The organism is Janibacter hoylei PVAS-1, from assembly GCF_004025845.1.
Taxonomy (GTDB): Bacteria; Actinomycetota; Actinomycetes; order Actinomycetales; family Dermatophilaceae; genus Janibacter; species Janibacter hoylei.
In genome coordinates this window covers 24058-47013 of sequence record NZ_PIPF01000013.1, presented here as the reverse complement: position 1 = coordinate 47013, position 22956 = coordinate 24058, and the positions used below count along the sequence as shown (strand labels likewise).

The 22956-nt window shown below is 71.5% G+C and carries 26 protein-coding genes; 8 read left to right on the top strand and 18 right to left on the bottom strand.

Features of this window, described 5'->3' with window-relative positions:
* The first annotated feature begins 130 nt into the window (after positions 1-130).
* The 3 genes from CWN80_RS13560 to tpx are packed head-to-tail and all read left to right on the top strand — an operon-like array spanning position 131 to position 1911.
* The gene (locus CWN80_RS13560; protein WP_007928645.1) at positions 131-574 is read left to right on the top strand and encodes an HIT family protein; all 444 of its coding nucleotides are present in this window, start codon (positions 131-133) and stop codon (positions 572-574) included.
* Positions 571-1362 (top strand): hypothetical protein, encoded by a 792-nt coding sequence (locus CWN80_RS13555; protein WP_007928647.1) that lies wholly within the window; start codon positions 571-573, stop codon positions 1360-1362. The genes CWN80_RS13560 and CWN80_RS13555 overlap by 4 nt, the downstream gene beginning before the upstream one ends.
* Before the next feature lie 54 nt (positions 1363-1416).
* The gene (gene tpx / locus CWN80_RS13550) at positions 1417-1911 is read left to right on the top strand and encodes a thiol peroxidase (RefSeq protein WP_007928656.1); all 495 of its coding nucleotides are present in this window, start codon (positions 1417-1419) and stop codon (positions 1909-1911) included.
* 51 nt (positions 1912-1962) lie between these two features.
* Here tpx and CWN80_RS13545 read toward each other — a convergent pair whose 3' ends face one another.
* The 4 genes from CWN80_RS13545 to ligA are packed head-to-tail and all read right to left on the bottom strand — an operon-like array spanning position 1963 to position 7558.
* Positions 1963-2961 carry a class I SAM-dependent methyltransferase gene (locus CWN80_RS13545; protein WP_007928094.1) on the bottom strand — a complete coding sequence of 333 codons (999 nt, stop codon included), beginning with the start codon at positions 2959-2961 and terminating at the stop codon, positions 1963-1965.
* Positions 2961-4784, bottom strand: a complete 1824-nt coding sequence (locus tag CWN80_RS13540; protein WP_128277427.1) for a DEAD/DEAH box helicase — start codon at positions 4782-4784, stop codon at positions 2961-2963. The genes CWN80_RS13545 and CWN80_RS13540 overlap by 1 nt, the downstream gene beginning before the upstream one ends.
* 27 nt (positions 4785-4811) lie before the next feature.
* Positions 4812-5285: a mycothiol transferase gene (locus CWN80_RS13535; protein ID WP_007928093.1), complete on the bottom strand. Its 474-nt coding sequence runs from the start codon at positions 5283-5285 to the stop codon at positions 4812-4814.
* Entirely contained in the window at positions 5282-7558 is a 2277-nt protein-coding gene (gene ligA / locus CWN80_RS13530; protein WP_083853738.1) for an NAD-dependent DNA ligase LigA, read from the bottom strand. Before ligA ends, CWN80_RS13535 begins: the two co-directional genes overlap by 4 nt.
* A gap of 25 nt (positions 7559-7583) precedes the next feature.
* Here ligA and CWN80_RS13525 point away from each other — a divergent pair, with 25 nt between their 5' ends.
* Positions 7584-9083 carry a long-chain-fatty-acid--CoA ligase gene (locus CWN80_RS13525; protein WP_007928091.1) on the top strand — a complete coding sequence of 500 codons (1500 nt, stop codon included), beginning with the start codon at positions 7584-7586 and terminating at the stop codon, positions 9081-9083.
* Between the two features lie 98 nt (positions 9084-9181).
* Here the strand turns inward: CWN80_RS13525 and CWN80_RS13520 are convergent, their stop codons facing one another.
* The 4 genes from CWN80_RS13520 to CWN80_RS13505 form a co-directional block, all read right to left on the bottom strand.
* A complete protein-coding gene (locus CWN80_RS13520; protein ID WP_007928090.1) occupies positions 9182-10159 on the bottom strand; it encodes a uroporphyrinogen decarboxylase/cobalamine-independent methonine synthase family protein in 978 nt (325 codons plus the stop codon).
* Positions 10156-11271, bottom strand: a complete 1116-nt coding sequence (mnmA, locus tag CWN80_RS13515) for a tRNA 2-thiouridine(34) synthase MnmA (RefSeq protein WP_007928089.1) — start codon at positions 11269-11271, stop codon at positions 10156-10158. Before mnmA ends, CWN80_RS13520 begins: the two co-directional genes overlap by 4 nt.
* The gene (locus CWN80_RS13510) at positions 11271-12455 is read right to left on the bottom strand and encodes a cysteine desulfurase family protein (protein ID WP_128277426.1); all 1185 of its coding nucleotides are present in this window, start codon (positions 12453-12455) and stop codon (positions 11271-11273) included. The genes mnmA and CWN80_RS13510 overlap by 1 nt, the downstream gene beginning before the upstream one ends.
* A 122-nt stretch (positions 12456-12577) precedes the next feature.
* Positions 12578-12862 carry a hypothetical protein gene (locus CWN80_RS13505; RefSeq protein WP_007928085.1) on the bottom strand — a complete coding sequence of 95 codons (285 nt, stop codon included), beginning with the start codon at positions 12860-12862 and terminating at the stop codon, positions 12578-12580.
* Positions 12863-12983: 121 nt separating this feature from the next.
* Here CWN80_RS13505 and CWN80_RS13500 point away from each other — a divergent pair, with 121 nt between their 5' ends.
* Complete coding sequence (locus CWN80_RS13500) at positions 12984-13277, top strand: MFS transporter (RefSeq protein ID WP_128277425.1); 294 nt, start codon at positions 12984-12986, stop codon at positions 13275-13277.
* A gap of 11 nt (positions 13278-13288) precedes the next feature.
* Here the strand turns inward: CWN80_RS13500 and CWN80_RS13495 are convergent, their stop codons facing one another.
* Positions 13289-14230 (bottom strand): cation diffusion facilitator family transporter, encoded by a 942-nt coding sequence (locus tag CWN80_RS13495; protein WP_007928076.1) that lies wholly within the window; start codon positions 14228-14230, stop codon positions 13289-13291.
* Positions 14227-14508 (bottom strand): ArsR/SmtB family transcription factor, encoded by a 282-nt coding sequence (locus tag CWN80_RS13490; protein ID WP_007928075.1) that lies wholly within the window; start codon positions 14506-14508, stop codon positions 14227-14229. Before CWN80_RS13490 ends, CWN80_RS13495 begins: the two co-directional genes overlap by 4 nt.
* A 64-nt stretch (positions 14509-14572) precedes the next feature.
* On the opposite strand from CWN80_RS13490, the gene CWN80_RS13485 reads away from it, so the two are divergent.
* Both CWN80_RS13485 and CWN80_RS13480 read left to right on the top strand, forming a co-directional pair.
* Entirely contained in the window at positions 14573-15700 is a 1128-nt protein-coding gene (locus CWN80_RS13485; protein ID WP_007928074.1) for a hypothetical protein, read from the top strand.
* Complete coding sequence (locus CWN80_RS13480) at positions 15697-16245, top strand: NUDIX hydrolase (protein ID WP_007928073.1); 549 nt, start codon at positions 15697-15699, stop codon at positions 16243-16245. The genes CWN80_RS13485 and CWN80_RS13480 overlap by 4 nt, the downstream gene beginning before the upstream one ends.
* 80 nt (positions 16246-16325) lie before the next feature.
* Here the strand turns inward: CWN80_RS13480 and CWN80_RS13475 are convergent, their stop codons facing one another.
* The 5 genes from CWN80_RS13475 to CWN80_RS13455 are packed head-to-tail and all read right to left on the bottom strand — an operon-like array spanning position 16326 to position 19381.
* Entirely contained in the window at positions 16326-16742 is a 417-nt protein-coding gene (locus CWN80_RS13475; protein ID WP_128277424.1) for an arsenate-mycothiol transferase ArsC, read from the bottom strand.
* On the bottom strand, positions 16739-17161 hold the full coding sequence (locus CWN80_RS13470) for an arsenate reductase ArsC (protein WP_007928071.1): 423 nt from the start codon (positions 17159-17161) through the stop codon (positions 16739-16741). The genes CWN80_RS13475 and CWN80_RS13470 overlap by 4 nt, the downstream gene beginning before the upstream one ends.
* Positions 17162-17187: 26 nt before the next feature.
* Positions 17188-17811: an arsenate reductase ArsC gene (locus CWN80_RS13465; protein ID WP_007928070.1), complete on the bottom strand. Its 624-nt coding sequence runs from the start codon at positions 17809-17811 to the stop codon at positions 17188-17190.
* Positions 17808-18911, bottom strand: a complete 1104-nt coding sequence (arsB, locus tag CWN80_RS13460; RefSeq protein WP_128277453.1) for an ACR3 family arsenite efflux transporter — start codon at positions 18909-18911, stop codon at positions 17808-17810. The genes CWN80_RS13465 and arsB overlap by 4 nt, the downstream gene beginning before the upstream one ends.
* Before the next feature lie 2 nt (positions 18912-18913).
* Positions 18914-19381, bottom strand: a complete 468-nt coding sequence (locus CWN80_RS13455; RefSeq protein WP_083853739.1) for an ArsI/CadI family heavy metal resistance metalloenzyme — start codon at positions 19379-19381, stop codon at positions 18914-18916.
* A gap of 84 nt (positions 19382-19465) precedes the next feature.
* Between CWN80_RS13455 and CWN80_RS13450 the strand changes: the two genes are divergently transcribed.
* On the top strand, positions 19466-19828 hold the full coding sequence (locus CWN80_RS13450; protein WP_007928061.1) for an ArsR/SmtB family transcription factor: 363 nt from the start codon (positions 19466-19468) through the stop codon (positions 19826-19828).
* A gap of 76 nt (positions 19829-19904) precedes the next feature.
* Here the strand turns inward: CWN80_RS13450 and CWN80_RS15890 are convergent, their stop codons facing one another.
* From CWN80_RS15890 to CWN80_RS13435, 3 genes are all read right to left on the bottom strand, one after another.
* Entirely contained in the window at positions 19905-20816 is a 912-nt protein-coding gene (locus tag CWN80_RS15890) for a VldE C-terminal domain-containing protein (protein WP_007928060.1), read from the bottom strand.
* Between the two features lie 208 nt (positions 20817-21024).
* On the bottom strand, positions 21025-21966 hold the full coding sequence (locus CWN80_RS13440; protein WP_007928058.1) for an electron transfer flavoprotein subunit alpha/FixB family protein: 942 nt from the start codon (positions 21964-21966) through the stop codon (positions 21025-21027).
* A gap of 31 nt (positions 21967-21997) precedes the next feature.
* Complete coding sequence (locus CWN80_RS13435) at positions 21998-22777, bottom strand: electron transfer flavoprotein subunit beta/FixA family protein (RefSeq protein WP_007928056.1); 780 nt, start codon at positions 22775-22777, stop codon at positions 21998-22000.
* Between the last annotated feature and the right edge of the window lie 179 nt (positions 22778-22956).

Here is a 22956-nt window from a genome sequence, read left to right as displayed (position 1 = left end):
CACTGTAGGAGCCCGGACTTCGAGGCTCCTCGCTGCGCTCGTCGCACCTCAGCCACCGGACCCACACGGGCTTCGAGGCTCCTCGCTGCGCTCGTCGCACCTCAGCCACCGGACTCATAGGGTGGGCGGCATGGCGACTCTCTTCACGAAGATCATCGCGGGCGAGATCCCCGGCCGGTTCGTGTGGTCCGACCCGACCTGCGTGGCCTTCCTGACGATCGAGCCCCTTACCGACGGGCACACCATGGTCGTGCCGCGCGCCGAGATCGAGCAGTGGACCGACGCCGACGAGGAGACGTGGGCCCACCTGCAGCGGGTCGCCGGCATCATCGGGCGGGCCCAGCAGGCCGAGTGGGAGGCCCCGCGCGTGGGCATGCTCCTCGAGGGCTTCCTCGTGCCCCACCTGCACATCCACACCTGGCCGGCCTTCTCCCCAGAGGACTTCGACCCGCACGCCCCGATGCGTGACGTCGGCGACGAGCGCTTCGAGGCCGCGGCCCAGCGGCTGCGTACCCGCCTGCGCTCCGACGGCCACGGCGAGCACGTCCCCGGCCCGGGGGCGCTGCCCGCATGAGCGGCCGCCGGCGCAAGGTCCTCACCTTCGTCGTGGCGATCCTCGCCTTCAGTGTCGCCCTCTTCGGTGGTCTCTGGATCTGGCTCGCCGACGGGCAGCCCTGGCCCGCGCTCTTCTGGGGCGTCGTCTGGGGCATCGCCGTCGTCGTCACCCTCGTGGCCTTCATCGGCTTCCTCCGCGAGACCGACCCCGATGTCAGCGCAGGTGAGCACGCCGTGGTCGCGCCACCGACCACCCCGCTGCCCCCGGCGACCGACAAGAACGCTCCGTGGCCCTACGAGTGGCTGGCGCCGGCGCTCGCCACCGCCTTCGAGGGCACTCCCTACGTCGTGCGCTCCAACGGCCACACCGTGCTCGTGCACGCCGACCTCGCCGACGCGCGCTGGCAGCACCTGGCGACCCGGCGCCACCTCGAGCACGCCGTCGTCGCCCGCTTCACCCCCACGGACAAGCCCGGGGTCGTCAAGCGCACGGACGAGTCGCGGCAGGTCGAGTCCCACGCCGGGGTCACCGGCCTGGGCGCGCAGGTCGAGGTCCGCTCCGGCCGCGAGTTCACCTACACCAGGCGCAAGGAGTGGGGCCTCGGGCTCGACGGCTTCAAGCAGCAAGTCGACTACGAGTTCTCCAGCGCCGAGATCAACGTGCCGGTCAAGGAGATCCTGCAGCGCGCCGGCTGGCGCGAGGCGCTCGACTCGGAGACCAAGGGGGCGATCATCATGGGCGCCCTGGGCCTGTCCTCGCTCGTCCTCGTCCCCGTCGGACTCGGGATCAAGGCCCTCGTGGGCTGACCGCTCCGCAGACCGCAGGTGGCCCCGACCCCCTTCGGGGTGTAGGCATGGGGCATGGCTACCACCGCATTCAAGGGCAACCCCGTCACCACCGCCGGCGAGCTGCCGGCCACCGGCGCGAGCGCGCCGGCCTTCGAGCTCGTCGGCGAGGGTCTCTCCGCGCTGACCTCCGGCGACCTGTCGGGCCGCGTCGTGCTCAACATCTTCCCGAGCATCGACACCGGCGTCTGCGCGGCGAGCGTGCGCAAGTTCAACGAGCTGGCCGCCTCCCTCGACAACACGACCGTCGTCAACGTCAGCAAGGACCTCCCCTTCGCCCAGGCCCGCTTCTGCGGCGCCGAGGGCATCGACCAGGTCAAGGTCGGCTCCGCCTTCCGCTCCTCCTTCGGCGAGGACTACGGCGTGACGATGACGGACGGCCCGATGGCCGGCCTCCTCGCGCGCTCCGTCGTCGTCGTCGACGCGGACGACACCGTCCTGCACAGCGAGCTCGTCCCCGAGATCACGCAGGAGCCCGACTACGACGCCGCGGTCGCCGCGCTCGGCTGACCCACCCCACGAGCGAAGGGGGGTGCAGCCGGCCGGGTGCACCCCCCTTCGTCATGCCCGCACGGTGCGGGTGACGAGGTAGCTGCGGTCGCGGGCGAGGATCTCGGTGGGCCCGACCTCGCGCAGCCGCGGCAGGTAGGGCAGGTGCGCGTTGTAGACGAGCACGAGCTCGCCGCCCGGGACGAGGACCCGGCGGGCGTCGGCGATCATCCGCAGCGTGGGCGTGGAGTCCTTGGCGGTGCCGACGTGGAAGGGCGGGTTGCTGACGACCGTCGCGACCGAGGCGTCGGCGAGCTCGCTCAGCCCGTCGCTGCGGCGCACGTCCACCCGACCGGCCGTCGTCAGGCGGGCGGAGGCGACCGCCGCAGCGGAGACGTCGATCGCGACGACGTCGACGAAGCGGCGGGCCAGCACGGCGGCGAGCACCCCTGTGCCGCACCCGAGGTCGACGACGGTGCCGTCGGTGTCGGCGAGCCGGTCGAGCTGCCCGAGCAGGAGCCGGGTGCCCGCGTCGATGCGCGTGCCGGCGAAGGCGGCCCCGTGGGCGTGCACGGTGAGGTCGAGGTCGTCGTGGTGGCGGCGGCGCGGCCAGACCTGCTCGACCGGGCGCGGATCGGCGGCGTGGAGCACCCGGGACTTCTGCCGGCCCAGGCTCGCCCGCACCTGCTCGAAGCTCACACCGAGCACGTCGTTCATCGACGGCGTCATGTGCTTGACGCGCGCACCCGCGACGATGCGCACGTCCGGCGTGCCGAGCAGCGCTGCCGTGCGGGCGACCTCGTCGAGCGCGTCGAGGGAGGCCGGCAGCCGGAGGACGACGAGCGCGGCGCCGGTCAGTGCCCCGCCGAGTTCGGGCACGGTGGGGACGCTGGTGGCGGCCACCCGACGCTCGGCGAGCAGGCTGGTGCTGTGGGCCATCACCCGCTCCCCCGCGAGGTCGCGCAGGGCGCCGGCGAGCGCACCGGTGTCGTCGTCGACGACGGCGATGCGACCGTCCGGCAGGTCACCGAGCTCGTCGAGCAGCAGGCGGTCGACGGGGTCGGGCTCCATCAGTCGCGGCGGCCCTTGCGGTGCGGCTTTTTGTCGTAGGGCTTCTTGCCGTACGGCTTCTTGTCGTAGGAGCCGCCGTCACGCCGGCCACCCTCCCGTCGACCGCCACCACGCTCCTGCCACTCCCGCAGCTCGATGAGGCGCCCCGAGATGCGGGTGCGGCTAAGTCTGTCGGTCGTGCCCGGCGGCAGGGTCGCCGGCAGCTCGACGATGGAGAAGTCGCCCCGGATGTCGATGTGCCCGAAGTCTTGGCGGCGCAGGCCCCCTTCGTTGGCGAGGGCACCGACGATCTGGCGGGGCTCGACCTTGTGCCGCCGCCCCACGGCGATCCGGTAGGTGCCCATGGGGCCCAAGGAGCCGCGCGGGCCACGGTCACCGCGGCGGCTCCCTTCGCCATCGCGGTCACGGCGGGGGGCGCGGTCGTCCCGCTCACGGCGCGGCGGGCGCACCGGGTCGGGGTCGAGGAGCATCGGCTCGTCGCCCTGGAGGACGATGGCCAGCGCGGCCGCGACGTCCCCCTCGGGCACGTCGTGCTCGCGCACGTAGTGGCCCACGACGTCGCGGAAGGTCGACAGGTCGGACGAGGCGAGCGCCGCGGTGATCCGGTCGTCGAAGCGCCCCAGCCGGCTGGCGTTGATGTCCTCAGCGCTCGGCATCGACATCTCGGTGAGGGTCGTGCGGGTCGCCTTCTCGATCGCCTTGAGCAGGTGGCGCTCACGCGGCGTGACGAAGGAGATCGCGTCGCCCGAGCGCCCCGCGCGGCCGGTGCGCCCGATCCGGTGGACGTAGGACTCGGTGTCGGTCGGGATGTCGTAGTTGACGACGTGGCTGATCCGCTCGACGTCGAGGCCGCGGGCGGCGACGTCGGTGGCGACGAGGATGTCGAGCTTGCCCGACTTGAGCTGCGCGACCGTCCGCTCCCGCTGTGCCTGCGCGACGTCGCCGTTGATCGCCGCGGCCGAAAATCCACGGGCCCGCAGCTTTTCGGCAAGCGTCTCGGTCTCGTTCTTGGTGCGGACGAAGACGATCATCGCCTCGAAGTTCTCCACCTCGAGGATGCGGGTGAGCGCCTCGACCTTTTGCGGGTAGGAGACGAAGAGGTGTCGCTGGGTGATGTTGGGCGCGGTCGTCGTCTTGCGCTCGACGGTGATCTCGAGGGCGTCGGTGAGGTACTTCTGCGAGATGCGGCGGATCTGCGCGGGCATGGTCGCGCTGAAGAGGGCGACGTGCTTGTCCTCGGGGGTCGCCGCGAGGATCGTCTCGACGTCCTCGGCGAAGCCCATCTTGAGCATCTCGTCGGCCTCGTCGAGGACGAGGAAGCGCAGCTGCGACAGGTCGAGCGTGCCCTTGTCGAGGTGGTCCATGATCCGCCCGGGCGTGCCCACGACGATGTGCACACCGCGACGCAGCGCGCTGAGCTGGACCCCGTAGCCCTGGCCGCCGTAGACCGGTAGGACGCGCACGCCGGTCATCCGGGCCGAGTACTTCTCGATCGCCTCGCAGACCTGCAGCGCGAGCTCGCGGGTCGGCGCGAGGATGAGCGCCTGTGGCGACTTCTGCTTGGGGTCGAGGCGGCTGAGGACCGGCAGCGCGAAGGCCGCGGTCTTGCCGGTGCCGGTCTGCGCCAGGCCCACGACGTGACGCCCGTCGAGCAGGGCCGGGATGGTCGCCGCCTGGATCGGCGAGGGCCGCTCGTAGCCGATGTCCTTGAGCGCGCGCACGACCCGGTCGTCGAGGCCGAGATCGGCGAAGGTCGGACCCTCGGGCTGCTCGCTCGCGGTGTCGGCCTCGGTCTGGTCAGGGGGCGTGCTGTCAGTGCTCACAGGACGACGGTAGTCGAGAGGCCGGGCTCAGCGACCGAGGACGAGGTCGACCGTGAGGTCGACGTGGCCGAGGTGCTGGTACAGCTCCTCGATGACGTGCAGGACGACGAAGCCCTGCGTCGTCGGCTCGGGGTCGCCCTCCTCCCAGCCGTCGGGACCACGCGGCGCTGCGCCGGCGTCGTAGTCGGCGAGGTCGTCGACCCAGCGCCGCCGCTGGGCTGCGACGAGCGCCTCGAGCTGGTCGATCGTGCCCATGGCGTTGAACTCCGCGGCCCGGTCACGTCGGATCTGCCGCCCCGCGATGGTCTCGCCGCCCCAGCGCTCCATGACGCCGCAGCAGTGGACGACGAGCGCGTAGACGCTGTTGGCGCCCTCGACGTCGGGCCGACCGCAGAGCAGCTCCTCTCCACCGGCATCGACGAGCTCGTCGGCTCGGGCGAGCAGCTTGGCCAGGGCCGTGTCGACGTACCACTGGGCGGTGGCGCGGTCGATGCCGCTCATCCGGCGGCGCGGCTCGTGTCCGCGGGGCCGTCCCCGGCGCCATCACCCTCGGCGAAGCGCGCCACGGCCCCGGTCTCGAGGAGCTCGGTGAACTCGTCCTCGGTGAGGATCGGGCGTCCGAGCTCGCGGGCCTTGGCCTCCTTGGAGCCGGCGTTGTCGCCGACGACGACCCAGTCGGTCTTCTTGCTCACCGAGCCCGAGGCCTTGCCGCCGCGCTCGAGGATGGCCTCCTTGGCGCTGTCGCGGGAGTAGCGCTCGAGCGAGCCGGTGACGACGACGGTCACGCCCTCGAGGGTCTGCCGGATCGACTCGTCGCGCTCGTCCTCCATGCGCACCCCGTCGGCGGCCCACTGGTCGACGATGCCGCGGTGCCAGTCGTTGCCCTCGCCGTCGAACCACTCGCGCACCGAGGCGGCGATCGTCGGCCCGACACCCTCGACGTCGGCCAGGGCCTCCTCGTCCGCCTCGCGGATCGCGGCCATCGAGCCGAAGTGCTGCGCCAGCGCCCGGGCCGCGGTCGGCCCGACGTGCCGGATCGACAGCGCGACGAGCACCCGCCACAGCGGCTGCTGCTTGGCCTGCTGGAGATTGTCGACGAGCTTGGCGCCGTTGGCCGACAGGACCCGACCGTCGTGGACGGCCTCCTCCGGGTCGGTCTTCTTCGCCGCCCGGGTGAAGAGCGGGACCCGCGCGACGTCCTGCGCCGTCAGGCCGAAGAGCCCGCCCTCGTCGGTGAGCACGCCGGAGTCGAGGAGCCCGACGGCGCCCTCCCACCCGAGCGCCTCGATGTCGAAGGCGCCCCGCCCGGCGAGCGACGACAGCCGCTCGCGCAGCTGGCTGGGGCAGGTGCGCGAGTTGGGGCAGCGGATGTCCTTGTCGCCCTCCTTCTGCGGGGCGAGCTTCGTGCCGCAGGCGGGGCAGTGCGTCGGCATGACGAACTCGCGCTCGCTGCCGTCGCGCAGCTCGACGACCGGACCGAGGATCTCGGGGATGACGTCGCCGGCCTTGCGCAGGACGACGGTGTCGCCGATGAGCACCCCCTTGCGCTTGACCTCGTGGCCGTTGTGCAGCGTCGCCATCGAGACGGTCGAGCCGGCGACGGTCACCGGCTCCATGACGCCGAAGGGGGTGACCCGCCCCGTGCGGCCGACGTTGACCTGGATGTCGAGGAGTCGGGTGTTGACCTCCTCGGGCGGGTACTTCCACGCGATGGCCCACCGCGGCGCCCGCGAGGTCGACCCTAGGCGCCGCTGCACGGCGATCTCGTCGACCTTGACGACCACGCCGTCGATCTCGTGGTCGTAGTCGTGGCGCTGCCGCTCGACGTCGGCGATGTAGTCGCGCACCTGCGTGATCGTGTCGAGCACGCGGTAGTGCCGCGAGGTCGGCAGCCCCCACGCGGCCATGAGCTCGTAGGCGTGGCTCTGGCTGTCGACGTCGAAGCCCTCGCGCCGCCCCATGCCGTGGACGAGCATGTGCAGGGAGCGGCGGGCCGTGACCCGGGGGTCCTTTTGTCGCAACGATCCCGCGGCGGAGTTGCGCGGGTTGGCGAAGGGGGCCTTGCCCGCCTCGACGAGGCCGGCGTTGAGCTCGGCGAAGTCCTCGAGGCGGAAGAAGACCTCCCCGCGGATCTCGACGAGGTCGGGCACGGGGTGCACGCTGTCGTCGAGCTGGGTCGGGATCCCCTCGATGGTGCGCACGTTGAGCGTGACGTCCTCGCCGGTGCGCCCGTCGCCGCGGGTCAGGGCCCGGGTGAGCTTGCCCCCTTCGTACAGGAGGTTGATCGCGACGCCGTCGATCTTCAGCTCGCACAGGTAGTGGAAGCCGCTGACCTCGGTCTCGACGCGCTGCGCCCACGCGAGCAGGTCGTCGCCCTCGAAGGCGTTGTCGAGGCTGAGCATGCGCTCGAGGTGGTCGACCGCGGTGAAGTCAGTGGAGAAGATCGCCCCGCCCACCTGCTGCGTCGGCGACTCGGGAGTGCGCAGGGAGGGGTGCGCCTCCTCGATCTCCTGCAGCCGCCGGATGAGCCGGTCGTACTCGGCATCACTGATCGTCGGCGCATCCTTGACGTGGTAGGCGAACTGGGCCGTCGTCGCCTGCTCAGCGAGGTCGGCCCACTCCTGTCGCAGCTCGTCGGGCACGTCGGCCGGCGTCTCCGGCTGGACCTGCTCCGTGGACTCGTCCTTCTCGGGGATCTCGCTCACCCGACCATCCTGCCGCACACCCCCGACACCCCTTCCCTCCACGCGGCCGACCGTGTTGGATGGGTCCATCCGAACCAGCATTCAGGAGTCGACGATGACGAACCTGGCGACGAACCTCGTCACCACTGCCCAGACCCACCCGGACAAGGTGGCCATCAAACTCGACGACGCGGAGTTGACGTGGTCACAGCTGCACGGCCTCGCGGCCAAGGCGGCTGGCTCCCTTCGCGCAGCCGGTCTCGAGCCCGGTGACCGGGTCTCGCTCATCCTGCCCAACGTCCCGGCCTTCCCCGTGCTCTTCTACGGCACCCTGCTCGCAGGCGGCGTCGTCGTCCCGATGAACCCGCTGCTCAAGGCCAACGAGATCGAGTACTTCTACACCGACTCCGGCGCGAAGTTCTCCTTCGTCTGGGGCGACTTCGCGCCCGAGGCGCAGGCGGGCGCCGAGGGCACGGACACGCAGGTGATCGTCTCCGGGCCGGTCGGCCCGGCCCCCGAGTCCCTCCCCGCGGGCGAGCCGATCACCACCCCCACCGAGCGCGCCGGCGACGACGACGCCGTCATCCTCTACACCTCCGGCACGACGGGACGGCCGAAGGGCGCCCAGCTCACCCACGACAACCTCAACCTCAACGCCCAGCGCTCGGCCGAGGACATCATCGGGATCCAGCCCGACGACGTCATCATGGGCTGCCTGCCGCTCTTCCACGTCTTCGGCCTGACCTGCGGACTCAACGCCGCGGTCCGCCAGGGCGCGACCCTGACCCTCATCCCCCGCTTCGACCCGGGCAAGGCGCTCGAGGTCATCGCCCGGGACAAGGTGACGATCTTCGAGGGCGTGCCGACGATGTATGGCGCGATGCTCCACCACCCGGCGGTCTCCGAGACCGACACCTCGAGCCTGCGCACCTGCGTCTCCGGTGGTTCCTCCCTGCCGGGCGAGACGCTGCGCGAGTTCGAGGAGACCTTCAAGGTCAGCCTGCTCGAGGGCTACGGCCTGTCCGAGACCTCGCCGGTCGCCTCCTTCAACATGCTCGACCAGCCGACCAAGCCCGGCACGATCGGCCGCGCGATCCCCGGCTGCGAGATGAAGCTCATCGGCGAGGACGGCCAGACGGTCGGCCCGGGTGAGGGCGTCGGCGAGATCGCGATCCGCGGTGACAACGTCATGAAGGGCTACTGGGGCAGGCCCGAGGCGACCGAGGCCGCGATCCCGGACGGGTGGTTCCGCACCGGTGACATTGCGAGCGTCGACGAGGACGGCTACTACACGATCGTCGACCGCAAGAAGGACCTCATCATCCGCGGCGGCATGAACATCTACCCGCGCGAGATCGAGGAGGTGCTCTACACCCACCCCGACGTCCTCGAGTGCGCGGTCGTCTCGGTGCCGCACCCCGAGCTCGGCGAGGACGTCGGCGCCGCGGTCTCGCTGCGCGAGGGTGCCTCGGGTGACCTCGAGGAGATCAAGCAGTACGTCAAGGACCGCGTCGCGGCCTACAAGTACCCGCGCACCATCTGGGTCCTCGACGAGCTGCCCAAGGGCCCGACGGGCAAGATCCTCAAGCGGGAGATCCACGCCCCGACCGCCTGAGCCCTCCCACCGCTCGACCCGCGGGCCAGGACCGCCTGAACTGGCCGGGTCTTCCCGGCCGCGCGCGTGCTTCCCGGCCACCTGCCGAAGGGAGTGACTCAGCCGGCGGCGAGGTCGGTCAGGGCCGAGGCGAGGTCCGTCGTGGTCCGCAGCGCTGCCACGGCGGACGAAGGGGAGGCCCCCGCCAGCCCGCAGGTCGGCGTGACGACGACGTCGGCGAGCGCGGAGACCGGCAGGCCGATCCGCTGCCAGGCCCCGACGAGCCGATCGCGCGCCGTGCGCCAGTCACCGCCGCTCGTCGGCACGGCGCCGGCCCAGAGGGTCACGCCCGCCTCGACGGCCTCCGCGACCTGCTCCCACCGGGCACCGTCGAGCAGCGAGGTGTCGAGCGAGATGCCACGGGCACCGCTCTCCCGCAGCAGCTGGACCGGCACCTCGCCGGCGCAGCAGTGCACGAGCGTCGTCCGCTCCCCTGCCGCGTCGAGCACCTCGCGCAGACCGTCACGGACCTCCGACCGGTCGACCGAGCGCAGCGTGCCGTAGCCCGAGGCGGTCGGCAGCCGCCCCTCGAGCACGGCGGGCAGAGCCGGCTCGTCGACCTGCACGACGACCTCGGCGCCGGACACGAGGCGCTCGACGTCAGCGATGTGCGCACGCAGGCCCTCCGCGAGCGACCCGACGAGGTCGCGCCGCGCACCGTGGTCGGCCACGGCGCGCTCGCCGCGCGGGAGCTCGATCGTCGCACCGAGCGTCCACGGCCCGGTGACCTGGACCTTGAGCGGGCCGGACCAGCCGTCGTAGGCCTCGGCGAGCTCGTCGAGGTCCTCGCGCAGGAGGGCGCGGGCCCTCCCTTCGTCGTGGCCGGGACGGCCCGCGAAGCGCCACCCGTAGGGCTGGGTCTCGACGTGCAGTCCCGCGAGCAGGCCCGCCGCGCGCCCGACCATGTCGGCACCGACCCCACGACCGGGCAGCTCGGGCAGGTGCGGGATGCCGTCGCCGAGCAGGTCGCGGACGGCGACGACGGCCTCGCGCGATCGCGTGCCGGGCCACGACCCGACACCGGACGCGCGGGTCACGCGCTCGCCCTCGCAGCTCGCCCGGCGCGCGCGATGGTGCCCGAGCCGACGACGCGGGTGCCGTCGTAGAGGACGATCGACTGACCGGGGGCAGCGCCGCGCACGGCCTCGTCGAGGTGGACCACGAGGCGCAGGCCCCCTTCGGCGGTCGCATCGGTGACCACCTCGGCGGTGGCGGCGATCTCCTCGCCGTGGGCCCGGATCTGCGCGCCGAGCCGGTGCCGCCCCTGCGCCGCCGGCCCGCACCAGCGCACGTGGTCGGCCTCGATCTCGTCGGTGCCGAGCAGGTCCGAGGTGCCGATGAAGACCCGGTTGGACGCGGCCTCGACCCGGGTGACGTATCGCGGCTGCCCGTCGAGGTCGGATCGGTCCAGGCCGAGCCCGCGGCGCTGGCCGACGGTGAAGCCGTAGGCGCCGCGGTGCTGACCGACGACCTCGCCGGAGCCCTCGTCGACGATCTCGCCCGGCTGCTCACCGAGCCGCTGGGTCAGCCAGCCGCGGGTGTCGCCGTCGGAGATGAAGCAGATGTCGTGGCTGTCCGGCTTCTTGGCCACGGCGAAGCCGCGCGCGGCCGCCTCCTCGCGGATCTGCGGCTTCGTCGTGTCGCCGAGGGGGAAGAAGGCGCGCGCCAGCTGCTCCTCGTCGAGCACGCCGAGCACGTAGGACTGGTCCTTGGCGGCGTCGACCGCACGGTGCAGCTCGCGCCCGTGGGGGCCGTCGACGATCTGCGCGTAGTGCCCGGTCGCCACGGCGTCGAAGCCGAGCGCCAGCGCCTTGTCGAGGAGCGCGGCGAACTTGATCTTCTCGTTGCACCGCAGGCAGGGGTTGGGGGTGCGGCCTGCCTCGTACTCGGCGACGAAGTCCTCGACGACGTCCCGGGCGAAGGGGGTGGCCATGTCCCAGACGTAGAAGGGGATGCCCAGTCGGTCGGCGACCCGCCGGGCGTCGCCGGCGTCCTCGATGGTGCAGCAGCCGCGGGCGCCCTCGCGCAGCGTCTTGGCGTTCTTGGCCAGGGCGAGGTGGACTCCGACGACGTCGTGGCCGGCCTCGATCATCCGGGAGGCGGCGACCGCCGAGTCGACGCCCCCGCTCATCGCTGCGACGACGCGCATCAGGCTGCCCCGCTCGCCCGCCGGGCTCGCTCGACCGCCTCGGGCAGCGCCGCGAGGACGGCATCGACGTCGGCCTCGGTGGAGGTCCAGCCGAAGGACACCCGCAGCGAGCCGCGCGCCTCTTCCTCGGAGCGGCCCATCGCGAGCACGACGTGGGAGGGCTGCGGGATGCCGGCCTGGCAGGCCGAGCCCGTCGAGACCGCGACGCCCGCGGCGTCGAGCAGGTAGAGCATCGAGTCGCCCTCGCACCCGGGGATGGTGATGTGGGCATTGCCCGGCAGACGATTCGACACGTCGCCGGGCGTCCAGCAGCCGGTGATCCTGATGTCGAGGTCGAGGGCCTGGGTGCCGGCGAGGAAGCGGTCGCGCAGGACGCCGACGCGGGCGGCCTCGGCCTCGCGGCGCTCGACCGCCTCGGTGAGCGCGACGGCGAAGCCGCGGATGGCCGGCACGTCGAGCGTGCCGGACCGCACCCCGCGCTCCTGCCCGCCACCGTGGCTCAGGGCGACGAGCCGGGCGTCGCGCTTGGCGACGAGCGCCCCGATGCCGAGCGGTCCGCCGAACTTGTGCGCGCTGATGCTCATGAGGTCGACGCCGCTCTCGGCGAAGTCGACCGCCAGGTGGCCGGCAGCCTGGACGGCATCGGTGTGGAAGGCCAGCCCGTGCTCGTGGGAGATCGCGGCCATCGTGGCGACGTCCTGGACGGTGCCGACCTCGTTGTTGGCCCACATGACCGAGACGAGCCCGACGCTCGCGGGGTCCTCCTCGATCGCGGCCCGGACCGCGTCGGGCTGCACCGCGCCGCACTCCCCCGGAGCGACGAAGGTCGCCTGCGCGCCCTCGTGCTCGACCGCGTGGTCGACGACGTCGAGGACGGCGTGGTGCTCGACACCGCTGACGACGACGCGAGAGCGAAGGGGGTCCGCCGCACGTGCCGCACGGAGCGAGCCGGTGATGGCGAGGTTGTCCGCCTCGGTGCCTCCGGAGGTGAAGACGATCTCGCTCGGACGGGCGCCGAGGGCCGCGGCGATGCGCTCACGCGACTCCTCGACGACCCGGCGGGCGTCGCGGCCGGGCCCGTGGAGGCTGGAGGCGTTGCCGGTGAGCGCGAGCTGCTCGACCATCGCCTCCCGGGCAGCGGGAGTCATCGGCGTGGTCGCCGCGTGGTCGAGGTAGGTGGTCATCGGATGAAGTCTACGAGGTGACTGCGGCGGCGATCCGGCGGCGATCCGGCGGCGATCCGGCGGCGATCCGCCGAGCGATGGTTGTGTGTTGAACCGGTAGTCCTGGGCGCCGGCGACGCTCCTCAGCGCGCGCCGGCCCGCAGGGCTACCAGTTGCACACACAACCTTGGGCTCGCTCGGGCCGAGGCCAGCGCGCCCTCGCGTTCGGCGGCCGCGATGTGCGCGCCACGCTCCTGCCGGGCGACCCCGAGACCCGCGAGCGCGACCCCGCCGACGATCCAGCAGGCGAGGACGACGAGGTGGGAGGTCGCGCCGCCCCCGACGAAGAGCATGGTGAGCGCGCCGATGCCGATGCCCGGGGTGCCGAGTAGCGGCCGGGGGTCGGGGCGGGCACGCTCTACCGCCACTTCCCCACCGGGCAGCTCGCCCTGGTACTGGACGAGCCTGCCCGTCGGCCTCCTGCTCGGCTGGGCCTGGGTGCGGTGGGAGCGCCACTACCGCGACACCGGCCGCAGCCCTATGGTCGACTTGGCGATCTTTGCGATCCCGAGCTTCACCCGCGGCAGCACCATCGCGCTGCTGTACTTCCTCGGCATGACGAGCGTGTGGGTCCTCGTCGCCCTCTACCTGCAGATCGGTACCGGCAAGAGCGACCTGCAGACGGCGCTCGTCGGCGTCCCCGCGGCCCTCACTGCCGCCGTCGCCGCCAGCTGGGCGGCTCGACGGGTCGACCGCCGGGGGCGGCAGCTCGTCATCGGCGTCATCGTGCTCGTCGCACTCGTCTTCGCGGTCCGCGACCGGCGCGAGGCCCCCGCTGACTGAGGCACTGCCGCTCAGGCGTGCTCCATCGAGTCGCAGGTGCGCTCCCGCAGGTCCGCGGTCTCGAGCTGGACCGTCGCGTGGTCGAAGGAGACGGGGAAGTGCTCGCACAGGCACTGCCGGATCTCCTCGAGGATCTGGGGCGCGTGCCCCGACTCGAAGCACCCGTCGTCGATGACGACGTGGGCGGAGATGACGGGCAGGCCGGTGCCGATCATCGACGCGTGCAGGTCGTGCACCTCACGCACGTGGTCGAGCTCGAGGACGTGGGCGCGCACGACGTCCAGGTCGACGTCCTCGGGGGCGAACTCCATGAGCACCCGCACCGTCTCGCGCAGGAGGGTGACGGCACGCGGCACGATGAGCGCCACGATGAAGAGACCGGCGATGCTGTCAGCCCGGGTGAAACCGGTCGTCGTGATGACGACGGCCGCCACGATGACGCCGAGCGACCCGAGCGCGTCATTGACAACCTCGAGGAAGGCGGCCCGCATGTTGAGGTTGGCCCCGCGCCCGGTCGACAGGACCGCGATGGCGACGAGGTTGGCGAGCAGACCGAGCATCCCGAAGACGAGCAGCTGCGGCCCCGGCACTTCGCTCGGCTCGACGAGGCGACGCACCCCTTCGATCGCCGCGTAGCCGCCGACGAGGACGAGCAGGCAGGCCTGCCCGAGGGCCGCGATGACCTCGATCCGCAAGAAGCCCCAGGTCCGCCGGGGGCTCGCCGGACGCAGCACCATCGTCGCCGCGACCACCGCGACGAGCAGGCCGGCGGAGTCGGCGAGCGCGTGCGCGGTGTCGGTGAGCAACGCGAGGCTGCCGGTGACGAGGGCCCCGATCGCCTGGGCCACGACGACGAGGGCCGTGATCGCGAAGGCCATGGCCAGCCGGTTGCGCAGCCCACGGTCCGGTGTGGCCGAGGTGGGGGCGTGCGAGTGTCCGTGCCCGCCGCTCATGCCGGCTCCTCGACGAGGTCGTCCGCGCTGCGGAGCAGCGCGTCGAGACGGTCGGGCCGACGAAGGGAGAACCAGCTGGCCCTCCCTTCGGCACGCACCGTCACGAGACCGGCGTCGCGCAGGCAGGCGAGGTGGACGCTGACGGTGGACTGTGCCAGCCCCATGTGGTCGACGAGGTCGCGCACCCGGTGCTCTCCGCTGCGCAGGTGCTCCAGCAGTGCGAGCCGGGTCGGCTCGGAGAGTGCGTGGAAGACGAGCGCCCGTCCATTCATCGTCATGTGACGATGATATACCACAGCGGCGATCCGTTGGAGGGCGCTGCCGTCCTGACATGATGCCCACATGCACCTGGCTCGCCGGATCTTCCTCGCGGAGCTCGACTCCGTGGCCATGCGCCGCCTCCACGACGACAGCACCGACCCGACGCGAGCCATGGCCCGAGTCGTCGGCGCCCTCCGCGTCGCGCACCTCATCGGCGGCGAGATCCTCGTCACCGACTCGATGCTTTTGGACAGCCGGTTCTTCACCACCGTCGGGCCCCGGGACCTGGCCACCCTCCTCGGGTCACCGCCGGGCGACCTCCCGCTCACCGTCCTCGTCAACGGCCCGACGGTCGGCGACGCCCTCGAGGACAAGCTGGCGCGGGGGCAGGGATTTCGGTGGCAGCTGGCCGGCCAGCACCAGCGCGAGGGCTGGGTCACGCCGGAGATCCGCTCGGCATGGGACGAGTGGGTCCGCGCCGCGGAGCGCGGCGCCATCCGGACCGAGCCGATGCTGACCCACCTCGACGGACGGCCCAAGGGTCCCTTCGAGATCGACGTCGACCTGTCGTCGGACCACGAGTCCGAGCACGTGGAGGCCCTCCTCGCAGCCGCCGGTCGCCGTGACCGGTCAGGCGTCTACGCGGCCTACGCCGCCGCGGTCGCCGACGACGCCGCACCGCAGGAACTCACGGAGCTCAAGCGTCTGCGCGACGAGCACGACGGCGCCTACTTCACGGCGATGGCCCGCCAGCACGACGCCGACTGGGTCACCTTCGCCACCACCGCGGCAACAGCCACCCACGCTCCCGGCCGCACCGCCCTGTCGGTCTCCGGCCAGCTGCTCGAGCTCGCGGTGGAGGCACCGCCTGCCGTCTTCGCCCACCTCCTCCACGCCACCCGGGAGGAGCGCGCCAAGCTCCAGGCCAGCCCGAGCCGCCACCGCCTCCGGGCACTGGCCTTCTGCGCGGATGCGGCGACGAGGACAGCCTCGATCTACGCCGAGACGATCCGCGTGGCGCGGGCCCTCTTCCTCGCGTTCGTCGCCGTCGTGCTCGCCGTGCCACCCGTGGGCGCCGCCGTGGGGCGTCTGGCGTGGCTCGCCTTCGGGATCGCCGCGCTCCTCGCGATGCCGTGGGACACCATCAAGAGTGCTTGGGACCTGCGCCCCTCCGCCCTCGACGGCAAGCTGTCGGTGGGTGGACGATGACCGCCTTCCGACACGTCTGGAGCCAGACGAGCCCCGATCTGCGCGTCGAGGCGGCCGACGTGACCCGTGGTGACCGCGCGTGGACCCAGACGCGCGTGGTCGTGGGCGCCGGCCGCGCGGGTGTCGTCGTCGTCCCCGTCCACGGTGAGCAGATCGGCTTCGTCCGGCTCTGGCGCCCGTGCGTCGACGAGGTGCGGCTCGAGCTGCCGCGCGGCTTCGGGGAGTCGCCCGACCCCGAGCTCGATGCCCGCAGGGAGCTCCTCGAGGAGACCGGTCTCGACGCCACCCACGTCACGCGTCTGGCGACCTTCGACCTCGACACCGGGCTGGTGCCCACCCCGATCATCGCCTTCGCCGCACAGCTCGACAGCCGACGACCGACCCGCACCCCCGACGGCGAGACCGACGACCTCGTGTGGGTCGACGCCACCTCGCTCTCCCGACTCGTCGCCGAGGGCACCCTCCGGGACGGGATCACGCTGGCCGCGCTGGCTGCCTGGTGGGCATCCCCGAGTAGGACGCCCGCCCGCCACGCGAACGCGTGACGGGCGTGCCGGTGAGGGTCCAGGAAACCTCGCACATTCGAGGTGCACGAGGAGGTCGCCAACACTGCCACGGCGAGCCCTCAGTCCCTCTGGTGCAGATCTGCAGCGAGGGCATCGACCTGGGTAGCGATGTCATCGCGGATCAGAGCCATGCGCTCGCGCCCCTCGATGCCGCGGGTGGATGGTTCGTCGGTGATCCACCGGTCGACCTGTGCGCTGCCCGGCTGGTCGATGTGCGCCTCGTCGCCGAGGATGATGACGCGCTGGACGGAGTCGAGGAGAGCGGGGTCGATGGGCTTGGGGTGCTCACCAGTGACGCTGGCCCCGACTTCCTCGAGCGAGGCGACGGACTGCGTGTTGAGCTTGTCCCCGGGGTGGGTGCCGGCGGAGTACACGTCGACGGCGTCGCCGTGGCGTTGACGCATGAGGGCGGCGGCCATCTGGGACTTGCCGCCGTTCTTGACGCAGACGAAGAGCACGGAGGGGCGGGTGCTCACGAGCTGGCCTCGACCGTCTCGATCCCGAGGGAGTCGAGGAGTTCGCTGACCCGCGCTCGAATGTTGTCGCGGATCGGCCGGACGGCCTCGACTCCCTGCCCGGCCGGGTCATCGAGGGTCCAGTCCTCGTAGCGCTTGCCGGGGAAGATCGGGCAGGTGTCGCCGCAGCCCATGGTGATGACGACGTCGGAGGCCTCGACGGCTTCGGTCGTGAGGATCTTGGGCGTCTCCGCTGACAGGTCGATGCCCTCCTCGAGCATTGCTTCTCGCACGGCGGGGTTGATCGTGTCGGCAGGTGCAGATCCGGCTGATCTCACCTCGACGGCGCCACCGGAGAGGGTGCGCGTGTAGGCGGCGGCCATCTGGGACCGCCCGGCGTTGTGGACGCAGACATAGAGGACTGAGGGCTGGTCGGTCATGTGGGGCTCCAGGCGTGTGGGAGGGGTCAGGCGAGGACGTCACGAAGGAGGCGGGTCACACGCTGCTGAATGTCATCCCGGATGTCCCGCACGACGTCGAGTGGTTGGCCGTCGGGGTCGGCGACGTCCCAGTCCTCGTAGCGCTTGCCGGGAAAGACCGGGCAGGCGTCGCCGCAGCCCATGGTGACGATGACGTCTGCTGCCTGGACGGCGCTGTGGGTCAATGGCTTGGGGTATGGCGCGCTGAGCGGGATGCCACGCTCAGCCAGGGCGTCGAGGACGGTGGGGTTGACCGTGTCCACGGGTTCGGACCCGGCTGAGCGCACGTGGACCTTGCGGGCAGACAGGTGCTCGGTCAGGGCGGCCGCCATCTGGGACCGCCCGGCGTTGTGCACGCAGACGAAGAGGATCTCGGGGACTTGCTTGGCGACTCTCCCTTCAGCCTGGGCCACGGTCATGAGCTGCTCGCGGGCCTGCTTCGCGACGAAGATCGGCAGGTACTGCGTGATCGTGGCGCGCGGCTCGAGCAGGGCGCGGGCCTCGTGCACGACTGTGGCGATGGTCTCGGGTGAGAAGACCCCGTCGTAGGCGTAGGTCAGGTCGTCGATGAGTCGGTCGTACGTGTCGGGCGTGTGGGGTGCGGTACTCACGTGCGGTCCTCTGCTCTGATGCGAGATGGTGCCACGGCTGACGAAGGGCGGGGGAATCGTCGACGCAGGCCAAGGCTGACGTAGACGAGGCCGACGAGGACCGGCACCTCGATGAGGGGTCCGACGACGCCTGCGAGGGCCTGGCCGGAGGTGACGCCGAAGGTCGCGATGGCGACGGCGATGGCCAGCTCGAAGTTGTTGCCCGCCGCGGTGAAGGCGAGCGTGGTGGTGCGTTCGTAGGTCATCCCGAGTACGCGACCGGTGAGGTATCCGGCGCCCCACATCAGGGCGAAGTAGGCCAGGAGGGGCACCGCGATGCGGGCGACGTCCAGTGGGCGCGAGGTGATGGCGTCGCCCTGCAGGGCGAAGAGGACGACGATGGTGAAGAGCAGGCCGTAGAGCGCCCACGGGCTGATCTTCGGCAGGAAGGTGCCCTCGTATGCCTGCCGGCCCCAGCGCCGCTCGCCGATGCGCCGGGAGAGGTACCCGGCGAGCAGGGGGACCCCGAGGAAGATCAGGACCGACACGGCGATCTGGCCGAACGAGACGTCCAGCGTGCTTTGCTCCAGGCCCAACCAGCCAGGCAGCACCGAAAGGTAGAACCACCCGAGGCCCGCAAAGGCGATGACCTGGAAGATCGAGTTGAGCGCGACGAGCACGGCAGCCGCTTCACGGTCCCCGCAGGCCAGGTCGTTCCAGATGATCACCATGGCGATGCACCGGGCGAGGCCTACGATGATCAGACCGGTCCGGTACTCCGGCAGGTCGGGCAGGAAGGCCCACGCCAGGGCGAACATCAGCGCCGGCCCGACGATCCAGTTGAGCACGAGGGAGGACCCGAGCAGGCTGCGGTCACGGGTGACCGAATCAAGGCGGTCGTACCTGACCTTGGCCAGCGGCGGGTACATCATGACGAGCAGGCCGAGGGCGATCGGCAGCGAGATGCCATGCAGCTGCACAGCGTCCAGCGCGGACCCCAGACCAGGCACCCCACGGCCGAGCACGAGCCCGGCGACCATGGCGATGCCGATCCACACGGGCAGGTAGCGATCCAGCATCGCCAGGCGCGCGGGCGCGCGCTCGGTGGCCACTTCAGACATCGTCACGCCCGGCTCCCCTGCGGGGCGCAGCACGGCGAGGACTGCTCGAGGACGGGCAGGGACGCGGTGGCCAGCTGTGCATTCGCCGGGTTGTCGTCCTTGACGACGTAGACCTCCCACGGAGCGCCGGCCGGGTCGTGGACCCACACCTTGTCCTGGAGCGCATAGCAGCACGTCGTGTCGTCCTCGTCGAAGGTCGCCAGCCCGCCATCCGCGAGCCGGGCGCGCGCCTCGCTGACCTGCTCGGCGCGGTCAACCTCGACACCGAGGTGGTTCAGCGCACCGCGCGGCCCACTCTCGCGGGTCGCCTCGTCGGTCTCGATGAGCACGAGCTTGAGCGACGGCTCGGTGATCGCGAAGTTGGCGTAGCCGGGCCGGCGCTTGTGCGGCTCGACACCGAAGAGCGTGGAGTAGAAGGCGATGGACGCCTCGAGGTCGACGACATTGAGAGCGATCTGGACGCGGCTCACGTGGGGTTCCTCCATCGGGTCATATCGACGTGTGTCGATACGTCAACCTTGGCACTGCGCATCGACGCGTGTCAATATGGGGCCATGTCGATCGCCCCCTCTACCGACGGACGCACCCTCCTCAGCCAGGCGGTGGAGCGGTGCTGCGCCACCGAGGGCAGCGCACCGATCACGCGCGAGGACGCCGAGGTGGTGGCCCGGCTGCTCAAGGCGGTCGCCGACCCCGTCCGGCTGCAGATCCTGGGCATCGTGCGCTGCTCCCCCGGTCAGGAAGTGTGCGCCTGCGACCTACCGGAGCCCCTCGGCCTGGCCCAGCCCACGGTGAGTCACCACCTCAAGGTGCTCGTCGACGCCGGGCTGCTGACACGGGAGCGTCGCGGGCAGTGGGCCTGGTTCACCCTGGCGCCTGACCGGCTCGCCCTGGCGCGTCAGGTCCTCGACGCCTGAGCTGCCCGGGCCGACCCTCCCGCGACGACGCACGCCCCGCCACGCTGGTGCGTGACGGGGCGTGCGGGCGCGGGTCTCAGCCGACCGAGACGTGCACGTGGTCGAAGTGGTTCTGCGTGGGGTCGCCGCGGTCCTCCATCGGCTTCCAGCTACCGCCGGGCATCCAGATGCGCTGCTTCCAGATGATGTACTTGATGTTGAGCTGGCCGGCATTGGCCTGCAGCCACGAGGCGACCTGGTCGCCGCGGCTGCCGGTGACCATGATGTCGACCGCGTTGCCGCTGCCGTGGTCACCGGGGTCGCCGGCGCGGTAGCCGCCGATGTTGGTCATGTCGGGGAACTGGGTGCGCACGGCCGAGTAGACCTTCTGTGCGTTGGGGCCGAGGCCGAGGGCGGCGCCCTGCGAGGCGTAGTTGCCCGTGGCGACCGATCCGCTCGACTGCTCCGACACCGAGGACTGCGACTGCGAGGACTGCGACGACTCGGCTTCCTGCTTCGGAGCGCTGCGGGTGTCCGAGCTGCGGGAGGTCTGCGTCTGCTCGCGCTCGGCACCGCTGTCGGCCTCGTCCGTCTGCTCCTGCTCGACGGGCTTGGGCTTCGGCTTGGGCTTGACGACGGGGTCGATGCCGAGAGCGCCGGAGTCCTCGTGGGCGTCGGCGGCCGTGCTGCCGGTGGGCGCGGTGATCGCCGCAGTGGTCCGGGAGGCCGAGCGGGAGGCCGTCGGGTCGCCTGCACGCTCGCCCAGGAGCTCCGCGGCGGTCGTGTCCACGCTCTCGACGGCAGCGACGTCCGTGCCGGACTGGCTGCCGACGGCGGAGGTCGGCGCGATGACGAAGGCGCCGGAGCCCAGGACGATGCCGACGCCGGCGACGGTCTTGGCTGCCGCACGGGCTCCGTGGGCGCCGGCGGACGAGGGGAGTGCACCGAGACGGGACAGGGGGCTGGGACGACGACTGCCGTGCCGACCGACGTAACGGGACGTGCTCACGCGAGACCTCAAAGCTTGGGACAACAGGGACGGCCTCACGGCCACGAGACACCATAGCCACTCCCCGTCCCAAAGTCACGTTTTGGTAAAGGGGACCTTGCTCACCCCGTCCGGGGCGGGGCCGGTACCGCCGCGTGACGCGCCGACACGACGAAGGGCGCCGCCCCCGGTGCGGGGAGCGGCGCCCTTCGTCAGGCGTGACCGAGGGTCACTTGCCCTTGACGGCCTCCGTGGCCTGGGGCAGGACGGTGAAGAGGTCACCGACGACACCGAAGTCGACGAGCTCGAAGATCGGGGCCTCCTCGTCCTTGTTGATCGCGACGATCGTCTTGGACGTCTGCATGCCGGCGCGGTGCTGGATGGCACCGGAGATGCCCGCCGCGACGTACAGCTGCGGCGAGACCTGCTTGCCGGTCTGGCCGACCTGCGAGCTGTGCGGGTACCAACCGGCGTCGACCGCGGCGCGCGAGGCACCGACGGCGGCACCGAGGGCGTCCGCGAAGGTCTCGACCGGCGAGAAGTCGCCACCGGTGCCGCGACCACCGGAGACGACGATCGCCGCCTCGGTGAGCTCGGGACGACCGGAGGCCTTCTTCGGCTCGGACGCGGTGACCTTGGCGGCCTTGGCGCCGTCGGAGATGCTCACGGAGAGCTCCTCGAAGGCACCGGCACCGTTGGCCTGCTCCGGCGCGGCGGAGTTGGGCTTGACGCAGATGATCGGCGTGCCCTTGGTGACCTTGGCCTGGACCGTGTAGCTGCCGGCGAAGACGGACTGGGTCGTGACCGGCCCCTCCTGCACGTCGACGGCGTCGGTGATCAGACCGGAGTCGGTCTTGACCGCGAGGCGGGCACCGATCTCCTTGCCGGCGGCATTGCTCGGGATGAGCACGGCCGCCGGGGACTTCTCCTGCACCAGCTGCGCGAGGACCTCGGCCTGGGGGGCGACGAGGTGCTCGAGGGCGGCCGGGTCGGAGACGGCGTAGATCTTCTCGGCGCCGTAGCGCGCGAGCAGGTCCTTGGCGGTCTCGGCGCCGGGGCCGATGAAGACGGCGGAGGGCTCACCCAGGCGGCGGGCGATGGTCAGCATCTCCGCGGCGGGCTTCTTCACCTCACCGTTTGCGTGGTCGACGAGGACGAGGACTTCAGCCATGTCTATTGCTCCTTCGTGTCCGGGTCGTCGATCAGACGAACTTGTTGGTGGTCAGGAACTCGGCGAGCTTGGTGCCGCCGTCACCCTCGTCGGTGACGATCGTGCCCTGCTCGCGCGGGGGACGCTTGGTCGTCGACTCGACGGCCGTGGCCGCGTTGGCGAGGCCGACCTGGCCGGCGTCGACGCCGAGGTCGGAGAGGCTCCACTCCTCGACCGGCTTCTTCTTCGCGGCCATGATCCCCTTGAAGGAGGGGTAGCGCGGCTCGTTGATCTGGTCGGTGACCGAGATGAGCGCCGGGAGGGAGGCCTCGATGGTCTCGCTCGCGGTGTCACCGTCACGGCGCATCTTGGCGACCCCACCGTCGACGGTCAGCTCGGAGGCGTAGGTGACCTGCGGCAGGCCGAGACGCTCGGCGAGCATCGCCGGGACGACACCCATGGTGCCGTCGGTCGAGGCCATGCCGGTGAGGACAATGTCCGGGGTGCCGATCTTCTTGATGGCCTCGGCGAGGACGAGCGAGGTCGCGAGGGCGTCGGAGCCGGCGATCGCGTCGTCGGAGACGTGGACGCCCTTGTCGGCACCCATCTGGAGGGACTTCTTGACGGCCTCGGCGGCGTCGGCGGGGCCGATGGTCAGGACGGTGACCTCGCCCTCACCGGCCTCGACGATCTGGAGGGCCTGCTCGACGGCGTACTCGTCGAGCTCGGACAGCAGACCTTCCACGCCTTCGCGGTCGGTCGTGTTGTCCTCGTTGAATCCGCGGTCGGACTGTGCGTCCGGAACGTACTTCACGCAGACGACGATGTTCATCGGCGAATCGTCCTCTTCCTGGGTGAGGGGGCTGGGTACCGGGCTGATCCTCTCAGCAGCCGCGCAGGATGTGCCCGAACTGTGGGGAGGCTCCCAGTCCGCCCACGCTATCCAGCGGGAGCCGCGACCTCCAACGCGGGTGAGGGTGCCCTTCACCACACCACCCTTCGAGGCGGTCG

Bases quoted from the DNA above. Each gene is read 5' to 3' on its own strand.
- CWN80_RS13560 (WP_007928645.1), top strand. From the start codon at position 131: ATGGCGACTCTCTTCACGAAGATCATCGCGGGCGAGATCCCCGGCCGG.
- CWN80_RS13555 (WP_007928647.1), top strand. From the start codon at position 571: ATGAGCGGCCGCCGGCGCAAGGTCCTCACCTTCGTCGTGGCGATCCTC.
- tpx (WP_007928656.1), top strand. From the start codon at position 1,417: ATGGCTACCACCGCATTCAAGGGCAACCCCGTCACCACCGCCGGCGAG.
- CWN80_RS13545 (WP_007928094.1), bottom strand. From the start codon at position 2,961: ATGGAGCCCGACCCCGTCGACCGCCTGCTGCTCGACGAGCTCGGTGAC.
- CWN80_RS13535 (WP_007928093.1), bottom strand. From the start codon at position 5,285: ATGAGCGGCATCGACCGCGCCACCGCCCAGTGGTACGTCGACACGGCC.
- ligA (WP_083853738.1), bottom strand. From the start codon at position 7,558: ATGGACCCATCCAACACGGTCGGCCGCGTGGAGGGAAGGGGTGTCGGG.
- CWN80_RS13525 (WP_007928091.1), top strand. From the start codon at position 7,584: ATGACGAACCTGGCGACGAACCTCGTCACCACTGCCCAGACCCACCCG.
- mnmA (WP_007928089.1), bottom strand. From the start codon at position 11,271: ATGCGCGTCGTCGCAGCGATGAGCGGGGGCGTCGACTCGGCGGTCGCC.
- CWN80_RS13510 (WP_128277426.1), bottom strand. From the start codon at position 12,455: ATGACCACCTACCTCGACCACGCGGCGACCACGCCGATGACTCCCGCT.
- CWN80_RS13495 (WP_007928076.1), bottom strand. From the start codon at position 14,230: ATGAGCGGCGGGCACGGACACTCGCACGCCCCCACCTCGGCCACACCG.
- CWN80_RS13490 (WP_007928075.1), bottom strand. From the start codon at position 14,508: ATGACGATGAATGGACGGGCGCTCGTCTTCCACGCACTCTCCGAGCCG.
- CWN80_RS13485 (WP_007928074.1), top strand. From the start codon at position 14,573: ATGCACCTGGCTCGCCGGATCTTCCTCGCGGAGCTCGACTCCGTGGCC.
- CWN80_RS13480 (WP_007928073.1), top strand. From the start codon at position 15,697: ATGACCGCCTTCCGACACGTCTGGAGCCAGACGAGCCCCGATCTGCGC.
- CWN80_RS13470 (WP_007928071.1), bottom strand. From the start codon at position 17,161: ATGACCGACCAGCCCTCAGTCCTCTATGTCTGCGTCCACAACGCCGGG.
- arsB (WP_128277453.1), bottom strand. From the start codon at position 18,911: ATGTCTGAAGTGGCCACCGAGCGCGCGCCCGCGCGCCTGGCGATGCTG.
- CWN80_RS13450 (WP_007928061.1), top strand. From the start codon at position 19,466: ATGTCGATCGCCCCCTCTACCGACGGACGCACCCTCCTCAGCCAGGCG.
- CWN80_RS13440 (WP_007928058.1), bottom strand. From the start codon at position 21,966: ATGGCTGAAGTCCTCGTCCTCGTCGACCACGCAAACGGTGAGGTGAAG.
- CWN80_RS13435 (WP_007928056.1), bottom strand. From the start codon at position 22,777: ATGAACATCGTCGTCTGCGTGAAGTACGTTCCGGACGCACAGTCCGAC.